The sequence below is a fragment of the Robertmurraya korlensis genome (genome assembly GCF_023715225.1).
Lineage (GTDB): Bacteria > Bacillota > Bacilli > Bacillales > Cytobacillaceae > Robertmurraya_A.
In genome coordinates, this window is the sequence record NZ_JAMBNS010000003.1 from 285,643 (window position 1) to 298,786 (window position 13,144).

General features: G+C 39.1%; 14 protein-coding genes and 1 pseudogene. 5 read left to right on the forward strand and 10 right to left on the reverse strand.

Features of this window, described 5'->3' with window-relative positions:
• The first annotated feature begins 99 nt into the window (after positions 1–99).
• A complete protein-coding gene (locus M3175_RS08025) occupies positions 100–1,296 on the forward strand; it encodes a tyrosine-type recombinase/integrase (RefSeq protein WP_251517263.1) in 1,197 nt (398 codons plus the stop codon).
• Between the two features lie 366 nt (positions 1,297–1,662).
• Here the strand turns inward: M3175_RS08025 and recQ are convergent.
• Both recQ and M3175_RS08035 read right to left on the reverse strand, forming a co-directional pair.
• A pseudogene (gene recQ, locus M3175_RS08030) lies at positions 1,663–3,435 on the reverse strand (DNA helicase RecQ); the annotation flags it as partial.
• 16 nt (positions 3,436–3,451) lie between these two features.
• A complete protein-coding gene (locus tag M3175_RS08035; protein WP_251517276.1) occupies positions 3,452–3,769 on the reverse strand; it encodes a YuzD family protein in 318 nt (105 codons plus the stop codon).
• Between the two features lie 147 nt (positions 3,770–3,916).
• Between M3175_RS08035 and M3175_RS08040 the strand changes: the two genes are divergently transcribed.
• Positions 3,917–4,153 (forward strand): NifU family protein, encoded by a 237-nt coding sequence (locus tag M3175_RS08040; RefSeq protein WP_119709799.1) that lies wholly within the window; start codon positions 3,917–3,919, stop codon positions 4,151–4,153.
• A gap of 45 nt (positions 4,154–4,198) precedes the next feature.
• Here the strand turns inward: M3175_RS08040 and thrB are convergent, their stop codons facing one another.
• The 4 genes from thrB to yutH all read right to left on the reverse strand — a co-directional run bounded on the left by thrB (position 4,199) and on the right by yutH (position 8,643).
• On the reverse strand, positions 4,199–5,119 hold the full coding sequence (gene thrB, locus M3175_RS08045; RefSeq protein ID WP_251517277.1) for a homoserine kinase: 921 nt from the start codon (positions 5,117–5,119) through the stop codon (positions 4,199–4,201).
• The gene (gene thrC / locus M3175_RS08050; protein ID WP_251517279.1) at positions 5,116–6,177 is read right to left on the reverse strand and encodes a threonine synthase; all 1,062 of its coding nucleotides are present in this window, start codon (positions 6,175–6,177) and stop codon (positions 5,116–5,118) included. Before thrC ends, thrB begins: the two co-directional genes overlap by 4 nt.
• A gap of 3 nt (positions 6,178–6,180) precedes the next feature.
• On the reverse strand, positions 6,181–7,473 hold the full coding sequence (locus M3175_RS08055; protein ID WP_251517280.1) for a homoserine dehydrogenase: 1,293 nt from the start codon (positions 7,471–7,473) through the stop codon (positions 6,181–6,183).
• Positions 7,474–7,641: 168 nt separating this feature from the next.
• Complete coding sequence (gene yutH, locus M3175_RS08060) at positions 7,642–8,643, reverse strand: spore coat putative kinase YutH (RefSeq protein ID WP_251517281.1); 1,002 nt, start codon at positions 8,641–8,643, stop codon at positions 7,642–7,644.
• Positions 8,644–8,837: 194 nt separating this feature from the next.
• Here yutH and M3175_RS08065 point away from each other — a divergent pair, with 194 nt between their 5' ends.
• A complete protein-coding gene (locus M3175_RS08065) occupies positions 8,838–9,338 on the forward strand; it encodes a phosphatidylglycerophosphatase A family protein (RefSeq protein WP_119709804.1) in 501 nt (166 codons plus the stop codon).
• 43 nt (positions 9,339–9,381) lie between these two features.
• Here M3175_RS08065 and nucF read toward each other — a convergent pair whose 3' ends face one another.
• The 3 genes from nucF to M3175_RS08080 all read right to left on the reverse strand — a co-directional run bounded on the left by nucF (position 9,382) and on the right by M3175_RS08080 (position 11,942).
• Positions 9,382–10,146 carry a 5' nucleotidase NucF gene (gene nucF, locus M3175_RS08070; RefSeq protein ID WP_251517282.1) on the reverse strand — a complete coding sequence of 255 codons (765 nt, stop codon included), beginning with the start codon at positions 10,144–10,146 and terminating at the stop codon, positions 9,382–9,384.
• A gap of 91 nt (positions 10,147–10,237) precedes the next feature.
• A complete protein-coding gene (hepT, locus tag M3175_RS08075; protein WP_251517283.1) occupies positions 10,238–10,675 on the reverse strand; it encodes a type VII toxin-antitoxin system HepT family RNase toxin in 438 nt (145 codons plus the stop codon).
• Positions 10,676–10,715: 40 nt separating this feature from the next.
• The gene (locus tag M3175_RS08080; RefSeq protein ID WP_251517284.1) at positions 10,716–11,942 is read right to left on the reverse strand and encodes an EAL domain-containing protein; all 1,227 of its coding nucleotides are present in this window, start codon (positions 11,940–11,942) and stop codon (positions 10,716–10,718) included.
• 252 nt (positions 11,943–12,194) lie between these two features.
• Here M3175_RS08080 and M3175_RS08085 point away from each other — a divergent pair, with 252 nt between their 5' ends.
• Both M3175_RS08085 and M3175_RS08090 read left to right on the forward strand, forming a co-directional pair.
• Positions 12,195–12,461 (forward strand): DUF3055 domain-containing protein, encoded by a 267-nt coding sequence (locus M3175_RS08085; RefSeq protein ID WP_251517285.1) that lies wholly within the window; start codon positions 12,195–12,197, stop codon positions 12,459–12,461.
• A gap of 54 nt (positions 12,462–12,515) precedes the next feature.
• Positions 12,516–12,815: a cytosolic protein gene (locus M3175_RS08090; RefSeq protein ID WP_251517286.1), complete on the forward strand. Its 300-nt coding sequence runs from the start codon at positions 12,516–12,518 to the stop codon at positions 12,813–12,815.
• Between the two features lie 9 nt (positions 12,816–12,824).
• Here M3175_RS08090 and M3175_RS08095 read toward each other — a convergent pair whose 3' ends face one another.
• Positions 12,825–13,124, reverse strand: coding sequence for a YutD family protein (locus M3175_RS08095; RefSeq protein ID WP_251517287.1), 300 nt, complete (start codon positions 13,122–13,124; stop codon positions 12,825–12,827).
• Positions 13,125–13,144 lie beyond the last annotated feature (20 nt).

Consider the following 13,144-nt stretch of genomic DNA (forward strand, 5'->3'; position numbering starts at 1 on the left):
GAAGTTTGGAATTTTTGGGACTATACTGTATAATTTTAGCACAAATACGAACGGATGTTCTATAATAAATATAACATTTTGTGGACAGGATGTGAAATTGTGAATTTTAGGAAGGTTGAACTTAAGAAAGGGTATATATGGGAGGCGACTGAGGAAGCTCCCAAAGATCCCGTGACTGGAAAAAGAAAACGTATTTCTGCACGTGGAAAAACTAAACCTGAGGCCAAAGCGAATCTTCAACAAAAACTAAAGGAGATTACCGAATATGGATTGACCACAGACCCTCAACAAAGCTCTATAACCTTTGAAAATTTAGCAAATGATTGGTTAATTACTCATAAAAAGAATATGAAGGAGAGTGCTCAACGTTCTAGAGAATACCATGTCAAACGGTTTGGTAAGTATATCGCTAAGATACCAGTCCGAAACATTACTGGAAAGGCTTATCAGAATGTTATAGACCAAATGCATAAGGATGGATATTCCTTTAACACTATTTATGCAGCTCACGCTGTAGCTAAAAACATCTTTAAACAGGCGATTCTATGGGATATTATTAAAAGTTCTCCTGCTGAAGGTGCAATCATGCCGAAGAAGATAGAAACAGTAGAAGATATTGAAAAGGATGAGGTTCTTGAAAGCTACTTAGAAACAGATGAATTGAAAGTGTTTTTAAAAGTTGTGGATGTTCATATGCTTCCAATGGATGACTCGATCTTTACCCTGTTGGCTTTCACTGGGATGAGGGTAGGAGAATTACTTGCTCTCAAGTGGAGTGATATTTACTTTGATACTAAAGAGATAAGTATTACTAAAACGATGTTTAATATAGATGGAAAAAAGGATGAGTATAAAATACTCACCCCTAAAACAAAGAAATCAATTCGTAAGATATCCTTTGATGATAATATATCAAAACTTTTAAAGAATCACAAAAATATACAGAATCAACAAAAAATGAGGAACCGTTATATATGGCATGAAGCTGACTTTATTATAACTCGAGAAGATGGATTTCCTATGTCACCAAGATTTATTCATTATCGAATGAAGCGTCTTGAAAAGTTTCTTAGGCAGGACTATGGAATCAAAAAGAAATTACACCCTCATATCTTACGTCATACGCATACATCAATGCTTACAGAGGCTGGTGCTGATTTGCGAGCAATTATGCAACGGTTAGGCCATACAGATGCTAAAACGACTCTTGCTGTTTATACGCATGTTACAGAAAAAATGAAATCCGACACAGCGGACAAGCTTGGTGCTGTATTCGGTGATCTCATCAATCGATAAAATGGACTTTGATGGATTTTACCAAGTTAGGCGGGTAATGGGCGGGTATTTATAATAAATTACTGTGTAAACATTGATTTAACAATGGATTTTAATGGAGTGACCAGTATAAATATCATAATGGCTGATAGAAAAGCGCAAGCGCCCTGTTCAGCGCACGACAGGCCTGGAGCGCTCCAACTGAGATAAAGGAAACACGAAGAGCCAGAGGCGCATTCGTGCTTGACTTATCGTAGGGCGGAGAGCGAAGGACACTAGGCGCTAGGGCGATGGAGCTAGACAATTTCAAAAGTCGAAAACTTTATACTCTCTTATCTTTCAAAAAAGAGCTCTCCTATTATGGTAGGAGAGCTTTTTTTATTGAACAGGTACTTTACTAGAAAAGCTACGGATGACTTCCATAAACTCTTCTCCATACTTGTTCAGCTTATTTTGACCAACACCGTTAACATTTAAAAATTCTTCCGGTGTGTGAGGCATTTTTGCACACATGTCCTTCAATGTAGCATCCGAGAAAACGACAAACGGTGGAACTTTTTCTTTCTCAGCCAAGCTTTTTCTTTTAGCACGAAGCTCTTCGAACAGTGGGCTGTCCACCTCCGTAATCGCTCTTGTCTTTACAGCTTCCTTTCTTAGCACTTTCTCATTCCCAATTAATACTTCTCTTCCAGCCGGTGTGACATATATCGTTGGATAAGATCCATGCTCCACACCGATCAATTCACGGGTAATGAGAAACTCAATTTCCTCGCTAACCTCTTTTGCACTTTTTGTCTTTAAAATTCCGTAAGTGCTCAGCTGATCAAAACGAAAGTCATAGACCTTTTTATTTTTTGAACCGGTAAGCACTTGAGCTACTAAGTTTTTACCGTATTTCTGACCCATACGAATGATACACGATAAGATCATTTGTGCTTCCTTTGTAACATCTACGCTCGTTCTCGTATCTCTACAGTTTCCACATCTACCACAATCAGTTGCCTCTTCTTCACCAAAATACTCTAATATATGTGTGTGAAGGCAGGCTTCTGTATGGCAATAGTCGACCATTGATTGAAGCTTTTCGAGCTCCTGACTCATTCGGCTACGATCAGCAGACTGATCAATTAAGAAGCGCTGTATTTGAACATCTTGAGGGGAATATAAAACGACACATTCACTTTTAAGTCCATCTCTACCTGCACGTCCTGCTTCCTGATAATAGCTTTCCATATTTTTCGGAAGCTGATAGTGAAGCACATATCGAATATTCGATTTATCGATTCCCATTCCAAATGCGGAAGTAGCAATCATCACATTACTTTCGTCTTTTAAAAATAATTCCTGTTCTGAATTTCTTTCCTCATCACTCATCCCCGCATGGTAACGTGTGACTGAGATTTTTTCTTTCTTTAATCGCTCATACAGCTGATCAACCATTTTTCTCGTAGCAGCATAGATAATGCCACTTTCTTTATTGTTTTTCTTCACATAGCTCTTTATAAATGCATTTCGATCTTGTCCTTTGACAACCGAAAAAGTTAGATTCTCACGCTCAAATCCTGTAATTACACTGTTGGCATCATTTATGTGTAAGGTTTTGCATATGTCTTCTCTTACTTGTGGTGTCGCAGTCGCCGTTAAGGCTAAAACGACCGGTTTATCTTGTAAGCTGCGAATAAACTTTTGAATTTGTAAATAACTCGGACGAAAATCGTGCCCCCATTGTGAGATACAGTGTGCCTCGTCAATTGCGATAAAAGGAATACGGATCATTTGCAGACTTTGGAGAAAATCACTTGACTCCAGCCGTTCTGGCGCAAGATACAAAAGTTTATATTTTCCTTCCTTCGCTCCGGTCAACCTTTCTTGAATCTCTTTGTTCGTCAATGAACTGTTAATATAGGTCGCAGAAACACCTGCCTGTTGAAGAGTATCTACTTGATCCTTCATTAAAGAAATCAATGGAGAAATAACAATCGTTGTCCCTTCAAACAGTAGGGCTGGTATCTGATAACAAAGTGATTTCCCTCCACCTGTTGGCATAATACAAATTCCATCATTCCCGTTAAGCACTGTTTGAATAATTTGTTCTTGACCCTTTCGAAAGCTAGAGTATCCAAAATAAGATTGGAGTAAATGCACTGCTTGATCGATCAAAACTTAGATCTCCTCTCTATTCACTTGCCTTATAGCCATGTCTCTCCATTGCCGCATAGATCGTTTTTAGTTTCGGGTTCCCTTCCCCTACCACTTCATCTTCTAGGACTACAACTGGATAGAACATATCTTCCTCAATGACGCGTTCAGCAAAGGCTTGCTTTTTTTCATCTTTTGGTGGTTGGTAAATATCTACATAAGTTATTTGAAATGGCTGGTTTGGGTACTTTCTTCCAATGGCCGCTTCCAACCATTCATAAGTTTCTTTTGATGATGGTAAATTCACACAGCTTGGGCAAAGTACTTCTGCCCCGTATACTACTAGCTCAATCATGTTCCTTCCCCCTTTTAATCACTATGTCTATTTTACATGATAATAGGCGCAGAACACACTAGATTGACGATTTTTGGATTTGAGTTTTACCGATAGATTTTTTTAATTAAAATGATTATAATAAGGGGTATGAAGGGAGCGATTTAGATGGCAGAGCAAGAAATGTTTGAACAAGTTCAAGAGGTACTAAATAAATTACGTCCATTCCTTCTTCGTGATGGTGGGGACTGTGAATTAGTAGACGTTGAGGATGGCATTGTTAAGCTTCGTTTGTTAGGCGCATGCGGTAGCTGCCCAAGCTCAACAATTACTTTAAAAGCTGGAATTGAGCGTGCTCTATTAGAGGAAGTTCCAGGCGTAGTAGAAGTAGAACAAGTTTTCTAATTCAATGATTGAAGAAAAAGCGATTTCGTGCGAAATCGCTTTTTCTTATTTTTCTAGTCTTTTCACCTTTTTTTGCACACGGCTTCCGTCTTTGTCTATTTGTAAAGAGTAAAACGATACATGTGGCAAATACGGCTCCATACGACCAATTACCTTTTGTCCGAGCCCTTTTTCTACAAAGCAGATGACACTTGGACCAGCACCACTTAGAGCAACTCCAAAGGCACCGTATTGAAGCGCTAAGTCTTCAACTTGCTCGAGTTCAGGCACTATTGATTTGCGATAAGGCTGATGAAACAAGTCCTTGCTCATCATTTTACCTGCTAATGATAAATTTCCTTGTAAGAGTGCGGCCACTAGCACGTTCGATACCGAACTAGCTCGTACAGCTGTTGCATATGAAAGCTCTGAAGGCAAGACACCTCGGGAGGCTTTTGTTAGCAACTCTTCTTTTGGTACGACCATAACAATATCAAAAGCAAGATCTGTATAGGTTAAAAAATCAACCTCTTCTCCGATCTGCGTTCCTACAATCAAACCACCGTAAAGAGCTGCACCTGCATTATCTGGATGCCCCTCCATAACCGAAGCTATCTTCATTTTCTCCTCATCTGATAGACTTAGTTCGGCTACATGGTCAGCCAGTTCAATCGCTGCAACAATCGCTGCAGCACTTGAACCTAAACCTCTTGCTAATGGAATATCACTTTTCATTTTAATTAAACATGGAGATAAACTCTTTCCATACTTCTCAGCAATTTCGATGGCGGTTGAAACAATAAAGTTTGTTTTATCCTTCGGAAATACTTCAAGCTCTTCGGAAAGCATTTCAATTTGCCAGTTCTCTGCTTTTTCTACTTCAAGTGATAAATAAAGATTTAGTGCTAACCCGACAGAATCAAAACCAGGTCCTAGATTTGCCGTACTTGCTGGTACATCGATGATAAGTACAGCTTCTTCACTCATTGATGAACAACCCCTCGAATATGGTTAGCAACAGCTTGTTCATCATTTGGTAACAACACCGGCTTAATTGGGCTGCACTCGATCGCTGTATTTGGATCCTTCAATCCATTTCCAGTTAAAATTGCAACAATCTTGCTACCCTTAGCGATGGTACCATTTTGCAATTGCTTATACACACCAGCGATAGACGCACATGATGCAGGCTCAGCAAATACACCTTCTGTAGAGGCAAGCTTTTGATAAGCAGCCAGAATTTCCTCATCGCTTACTTCGTCAATTTTCCCTGCTGATTCTTCAACAGCAGCAGAAGCTAAATGCCAGCTTGCTGGATTTCCGATACGAATCGCAGTGGCAATTGTTTCAGGATTTTCAAACACACGATTATGAACGATTGCTGCTGCCCCTTCTGCTTCAAAACCATGCATCTTAGGTAGGGCAGTTCCCTTTGCTTCGTGATATTCCTTAAAACCTTTCCAGTACGCACTGATATTTCCTGCATTCCCAACAGGGATGGCTAAAATATCCGGAGCCCCACCTAGCTGGTCGCACACTTCAAATGCAGCAGTCTTTTGTCCTTCAAGTCGGTATGGATTTACCGAGTTAACTAATGCAACCGGCTCTGTTTCACTGATTTTACGTACCATCGCTAAAGCTTGGTCAAAGTTTCCTTCAATAGAAATAATCTCTGCTCCGTACATAATTGCTTGCGCAAGCTTCCCCATTGCAATCTTACCTTCAGGAATAACAACAATACAACGCATTCCTGCTCTTGCAGCGTATGCCGCAGCTGCTGCAGACGTATTTCCTGTTGATGCACAGATAACGGTATCGCTGCCTTCTTCCTTCGCCTTGGCAACTGCCATAACCATTCCACGGTCTTTAAAAGAACCCGTTGGATTAGTTCCCTCTGTCTTAACGTAAAGCTCTACTCCCCACTCTTTTGAAAGATTTTCAAGGTGAATTAATGGAGTATTGCCTTCGTTTAATGTTAATTTCGGAGTGTTCTCACTTACCGGAAGAAACTCTTTATATTCTTGAATTAATCCTTGCCACCTCATGTTCTACTTGCTCCCTTCCACTCGATACGAGCTCTTGATTTGCTTTGTTGTTTCTAGGTCTCTTAATTTTACCAAAATATCCTCGTAATCCTGTAAAGAAGCATGATGTGTAACTAACACAATTTCTGCTAAGCCTTTTTCCTTCACTGGAAGCTGAAGAATTTTTTCAAAACTAACATGATGCTCTGAGAAAATAGAAGTGATGTTTGCAAATACACCTACTTCATCTTTCACTAATAAACGCAAGAAATACTTTGATCTGATTTCATAAGCTTCTTTCAGCTTTTTCGGATATTGTGGAGATACCGCGCTTGTACCATTGACACCAAGACGCATGTTTTTCATCACTCCAACTAGATCTGAAACAATAGCTGTCGCTGTTGGAAGGCTTCCAGCTCCCGGTCCGTAAAACATCGTTTCTCCTACCGCTTCTCCGTATACATACACAGCATTGTATTCATTATGAACAGATGCTAACGGATGTGACTCTACTAAGAACGTTGGCTGAACACTTACCTCAACTTTATCATCATCAAGATCCGCGATCCCAATTAGCTTCATTGTATATCCAAGCTGTTTTCCGTATTCTAAGTCTTCTTCAGTAATATCGGTAATTCCTTTTACTTTTACATCATCTAAATCAATTTTCATTGAAAATCCAAGTGTTGAAAGAATGGCCATCTTTCTTGCCGCATCAAGGCCTTCTACATCAGCTGTTGGATCACTTTCAGCAAAACCAAGGTCTTGCGCCTCTTTTAACACCTCTTCATATGCACTTCCATCCTGTGCCATCTTCGTTAAAATGAAGTTGGTTGTACCATTTACAATTCCCATCAACTTCGTAATACGATCAGAGGCTAACCCATCTACTAAACCTCTTAAAATAGGTATCCCACCTGCTACACTTGCCTCATAAAACAAGTCACAGCCGTTATCAGAAGCTGCAGTGAGTAACTCCGAACCATAGAGAGCCATTAAATCCTTGTTTGCAGTTACCACATGTTTTTTATTATTTAGAGCTGATAGAAGATGTTGCCTTGTTTCTTCAACACCACCCATTACTTCAATAACCACATCGATTTCTGAATCCTGTAGTATATCACTGGGATTTGTTGTTAACATTTCTCTATTTAAACTTACATCTCTTTGTTTGTCGATATCTTTTACTAACACTTTTTTTATTTGAACAGGACAGCCAACTTGGTGCATGAGTTTGTCTTGATGATTTTCAATAATTTTAACTACACCCGTACCGACCGTGCCTAAACCTAATAATCCAATTGAGATAGCTTTCATCCTTTTCCCCTCCTATGTGTATTTCTGGAATGAACAGTTGTTTGTATATAGTAGACATTATAGATGGAGGGACTCAATATTACAAGGGGTAATTGTAGAAGGAATTTATATGAAAACGCTTCATCCCTTGTATTGTTTGATTATTTCGAGAAATATATTTTTTCTATATTATAGCCAATCCAGCTTCGGGATCTTCATTCTGCGGACAGGCACCTCTGCCAATTGATAAAAGGACGATAAAAATTCTTCATGCTCCTTTGTTTGATCAAGACTTTTAACAAATCGATCCTGCAAACTATTTTTTTCCTGCTCCGAGCTGGTGATATAGTAATTCTCGACATTATCAAAGAAATGAAGGGGAAATAGCAATCTTGCGTACAACAGTCTCCAGGAGAAAGAGGATAGTGGCATCACGGTTTGATAATCTTGAAAGAACTGACTTACTTCTGGCTCGTATAACTTAATATTGGTAAAATAGCGGTCTCTTGTCCATTCTGCTAAATCCCGACTACAGTGGTCAAATACCCAATCAAATGGATTTTTCATATAAATTTGATTTCCCCATGTATGTTTTGTGAATCGGACATGACAGATCGTTCCACTGTCTACGGCTTGCGGATCATCATCAAGCTCCGTATCAACTAAGTATTGAATAGCATTTTCGGCAATCCCCATATAATAAGGAAATGCTTCTAAGAACAATCGTTCAAATTCATGGTCTGGCTGCTTGTAAAGCATATCATTCCATACGCGTTCCATTTGATCAAGTCGTTGCTCCCAGTACTGTTTCCACTTACCGATTCGATTGATTTTGTCTGTTTGGAATTGAATGGTTCTTCCCCTGTAATGAAATTTGGATAGCTTACGACCTATATGCTGCTGATTTCTATTTGCAGACATCTGACAGACAAGGACCACATATTTCCCCTGTTGACTCTCAATTACCGATTGACCTGATTCTTTTTGTAAAAACTGACAAGTATTCCGATCGCCTTGATTCATGACATGTGTAGAAAGCTGCATAAGCTCAGATAGACTTTCCTCAGGCAGGGAACTTACAGGGACGAGCATATACATCTGATTTTTTATTCTTCCTGACTCATATCTTCCTATCGAGAGTGGTTCTTCTATTTGAAGTTGAAAATGTTCACTTAATATTTCTCGAAGCATACATACACCCACTTTTGTTTGTTTTACTACCTATGTATATGTTCATGGCAAAGAAAACTTGTGTTTTGTTGTATAAAGGATACCGAAGTGACAAATGCTTCAAAGGTAGACCGTGCACCCAAAATTGGTTCCGTGCATAATTTTAATGATATAGTTATATATATAGTGAAAATGAGAGAGAAAAGGTGAAGCGAATGGCTGAAGAGAAGAAGATGAGTCTATCAGAAGAAACAGCACGTAAATGGCTACACGAGCGAGGCGTGGAAGTTCAAGACATTGCTGACCTTGTCTATTTTCTACAGGAAAAGTATCATCCTGATTTACAGATGAAAGACTGCATTGAAAATGTAGAGCGAGTGCTCTCAAAAAGAGAAGTTCAAAATGCCATTTTAACTGGAATACAGTTAGATATAATGGCTGAAAAAAAGCTGATGGAAGAGCCATTGCAGTCCATTATTGAGGTGGATGAAGGACTTTATGGAGTTGACGAGGTTCTTGCTTTCTCTATCGTAAATGTGTACGGTTCCATTGGTTTTACGAACTACGGGTATATTGATAAATTAAAACCTGGGATACTAAAAGATCTCAATGACAAGTCTTCAGGAAAATGCCACACCTTCTTAGATGACATTGTTGGCGCGGTTGCCGCAGCTGCTTCTAGCCGATTAGCTCATCGTGCACAGAATACAGAATAATATAAGAAGGGATGAACACGAGTGTTCATCCCCTTTCTTCTTCTTATACTTCCCATTGATCCAACGAGTCAAGAACATAAGTTGGTTGCTTTTTGTACCCTTGTAGAAGCTCCTTTGTCGTTACTCCTGTGTGAACTAATAATGTGTCTAGCCCTGCGTTCATCCCAGCCAAAATATCTGTGTCATAATAATCTCCCACCATGATGGTGTCTTCTTCACTTGTCCCCAGTACCTCAAGCGCTTGCTCCATAATGATGGCCTCTGGCTTTCCTATAAAAATGGGTTTTGTTGCGGTTGAGACAGCAATTACCGAAGTGAGTGATCCATTTCCAGGCATCAATCCACGCTCTGTTGGAATCGCAATATCTGCATTTGTTGAAATAAAGGTTGCTCCCGCACGAACTGCTAAACAAGCAGTTGCAAGCTTTTCATAGGTAATATCACGGTCAATCCCACATACCACAAAGTCAACATGTGACTCCGCTTGCTGAAATCCTTTTTCAGCTAATGCGGTTTTAAGCCCCTCTTCTCCTATACAATACACGATTGCATCTTGTTTTTGCTTTGCAATATAGTTTGCTGTTGCCATGCTAGTTGTAAACACTTGGTCATCGGTCGTTGGAATACCGAAATTACGTAATTTTGTTGCGACCTGACTCGGAGTTCTTGAGGAATTGTTTGTTACAAATAAATACGGTATGTTTTGTTCCTTTAACTGCTTCACGAAATCTGCCGCTTCTTGAATTAATTCCGTTCCTCTATACATCGTCCCATCAAGGTCGATAAGGTATCCTTTATACTTTTTCATCTTTATAGCTCCTGTCCCTTTTATTTGGTTATCATTATTCTGCACAAAACAGATGGCAAACACAAAAAAGCCTCAACATGAGAGGCTTCGCTTAGTTTTTAAATGCGGTGACTGGTCCGAGTTCATTCGTTAAGTACTGTCTAACAGATTCAGAAACAAGTTTAATCGATGGAAGGATCCTCGAGAAAGTGTTCTTCACATCTTCATGATCAATTCTCGTATAATCCTGAACAAGTGTTTTGCGATATTGAACCATCACTTTCAAGTCCTGACTCATATTAAGCGAAATGACCTTCTCATCCTCAAGAATATCAATAATATCCTCGTAGCTACCTGGGTCACGCATGATAAATCCATCGATCATCGCGTTGCCAACATCAAGGATAGATTCAATCATCATTTGTGTAAGGCGCTCAAGTGCAGCCTGTTCAAGAGCGGTACTCCACTCATTCTTTTCTTCAAACTGCTGTATTTGCTTTTCTAAATAGTTTAATCTTTCCTCAATTAATTCTCTATCAACAAAGTACACGCATCTTCAGCTCCTTTCCAAATAGCACAACCATTTTTGTTTATACAGACGCTAGTCCATGAATTAACGAAGCTGGCCTAGCAAATAAGTATCCTTGTGCTAAGTCAACACGATTTCTGAATAATACTGAGGCTTCCTCTTCACTTTCAATTCCTTCAGCGACAACAAGAGATCCAGCCTCACGGGCAACAAGAAGAAGTCCCTTGAGCATAGATTCTTTCAGCGAGTTTTTATCAATATCCTGAATAACAGAACGGTCAATCTTAATAATATCAGGCATTATTTCACTAATTGTGTTTAATGACGCGTATCCAGCACCCGTATCGTCCACCGCAATACGGAATCCTAAATTTCTAAGAAGGTTGATATTATAAATAAAGTATTCCATACCATCGATAGAATCTCTCTCGGTGATTTCAATTGTAATTTGAGTTGGTGAGATATTTTTATATTTCCCCATCAACTTCTTTAGATCACGAATGAACTTTTGATTTCCTACCGTAATCGGGGTAAAGTTAATGAAAATATCGTGTGTACAACCTGTATCAGCAATTTGTTGCAGTGCTTTTTCTAGTACAATTAACTCTAAGTCATACAACATTCCTGTTTGGCGTGCAACCGAAAATAGGTGTAATGGATTTTCATATTCCGTCCCCTTTGGTCCTCTAGTTAGCATTTCCCAGGCTCGGATTTCTTTTGTAGCTACATCAATGATCGGTTGGGCGAGAAGCAAAATATTCTTTTGCGCGACAATTCTGCTCAGACTATAAAGAAGCTCATTAAACTCCGTTTGTACCCGCTTCTCTGCCATTGCCAACGCTTGCTGCCCAGCCTTTAAGATCGCTTCCTGAATAGAATATTGCTTCTTTTCCACAAACATATAGCCTGATTCAAACTGAATGATTAAGCTTAGAAATTGCCTGCATAGCCTATTTTCCGTTTCCCTTAAGACCTTCTTCATCACCTGATCAATTTCAGAAATACAGTGCTGTTCATGATCTACCTTAATAAATAAAGTGACTCCATCACTGTTGTAATCATGCAACAAAAGCAGGTCATCATCTTCAATTTGCTCTTGAATGACCTGTTGAAAATTCATTTTCAACTTTTTTATAAAATCTATATATTGCTTCTCACTTAACTGCTCATAAATATCTTTCATATTAGAAATATTAAAAACAATAACAGCCACTTCATGGCCTTGATTAAAGGCTTTTCGTACCCCTTGAATAATCGGGTCTCTAATGACGAATTGTGGAGGATACATTCGAATGGACCTTAAAGGCCAGACTACTTTTCTCCACTGTATTATGTTGTTTATTGACTTCGTGGTCCATGCCATTTCGTCTCAGTCCTCTCAGAAGTTCGCGGTGAAAACTATTTCCATTGTAACATAAATTAGGAAAAACGAGAGGCTTTTCCTATTCTATATTTCTCTTCAGAGCAAGCATCTAGTATGGGCTTGCTTGTTCTGTTAAGATGATAATAGGCGTTACATTGAGACATAGGGGTGACTAAGATGGGAGATCGTTTCTTTCTATACGATGATTTAGTAAATACAAAAACACGTTTTGTAAGTTTTATGGGGGAAAACACTCGATTTGACTTAGCCATTATTCAATCTGATAGACATTATGGCAAACAAATCGTTTTAGATATTCAAGGTAGTCGTTTTGCGATTATTGGTCCAGATGATTTAAAAGAAGAAGGATATATAGAGTATGCTTTTCAACTATCTGAGGAAGATGCAGAAGAATTACGTTCCTTTTTAATGGAATTAGTGTAAGAATTGAATTCTTTCCTTAACCTCTCACATACTAATGAGGGAGGTGGAAAGACCATGAGTGATGAGAAGTATACAGATTTTTCAAATGTAGAGGTCGGAAGAAGTTATATTCCTCCTCAACAAACACCAGAAGGTCCATATGGCTCTCCTTATAAGGCAGACGAGCCTCTACAAGGCAAACAGGAACTTACAGGGGCAACCGAACAGCGATCTTATAGTGCATTCAACTACGAAAATAAAACGCTCCATGAGGGGCTCCCTAGACAAATGGACGGGGCACATCCAACGCACGATGATTCAACAAGGGATACTCAGGCTCCTTATAAGAATAATGCATTTATGGACGAAAAATGACGTGTACCGCTACACGTCATTTTTAATCGTATTGGTGTTTTTTACACGCTTAGCTACAAAGTAAGGGCATCCAAAGTTACAGTATTCATACAGATATTCTGTTAATGTACTGATTTTCGTGTCAAATGTTGCTTTATGATTACTATCCTCAAAGAACCCTCTTAGACGGAGTTGACCGTAACCCCAATCACCCACGATATAATCATACTTTGTTAATATATCGCTGTAACGAGCCTTAAAGGCATCTTCATTAAATCCATTTGTTCGTTCTTCTACTACTTCGTAACATATATTTCCGATACAGATCATTTGTCCACCTCACTCACTCA

Coding starts and splice junctions, on each gene's coding strand:
- M3175_RS08055 (WP_251517280.1), bottom strand. CDS start 7,473: ATGAAAGCTATCTCAATTGGATTATTAGGTTTAGGCACGGTCGGTACG.
- thrC (WP_251517279.1), bottom strand. CDS start 6,177: ATGAGGTGGCAAGGATTAATTCAAGAATATAAAGAGTTTCTTCCGGTA.
- M3175_RS08090 (WP_251517286.1), top strand. CDS start 12,516: ATGAGTGATGAGAAGTATACAGATTTTTCAAATGTAGAGGTCGGAAGA.
- thrB (WP_251517277.1), bottom strand. CDS start 5,119: ATGAGTGAAGAAGCTGTACTTATCATCGATGTACCAGCAAGTACGGCA.
- nucF (WP_251517282.1), bottom strand. CDS start 10,146: ATGAAAAAGTATAAAGGATACCTTATCGACCTTGATGGGACGATGTAT.
- M3175_RS08065 (WP_119709804.1), top strand. CDS start 8,838: ATGGCTGAAGAGAAGAAGATGAGTCTATCAGAAGAAACAGCACGTAAA.
- M3175_RS08040 (WP_119709799.1), top strand. CDS start 3,917: ATGGCAGAGCAAGAAATGTTTGAACAAGTTCAAGAGGTACTAAATAAA.
- yutH (WP_251517281.1), bottom strand. CDS start 8,643: ATGCTTCGAGAAATATTAAGTGAACATTTTCAACTTCAAATAGAAGAA.
- M3175_RS08035 (WP_251517276.1), bottom strand. CDS start 3,769: ATGATTGAGCTAGTAGTATACGGGGCAGAAGTACTTTGCCCAAGCTGT.
- M3175_RS08095 (WP_251517287.1), bottom strand. CDS start 13,124: ATGATCTGTATCGGAAATATATGTTACGAAGTAGTAGAAGAACGAACA.
- M3175_RS08080 (WP_251517284.1), bottom strand. CDS start 11,942: ATGTATCCTCCACAATTCGTCATTAGAGACCCGATTATTCAAGGGGTA.
- M3175_RS08085 (WP_251517285.1), top strand. CDS start 12,195: ATGGGAGATCGTTTCTTTCTATACGATGATTTAGTAAATACAAAAACA.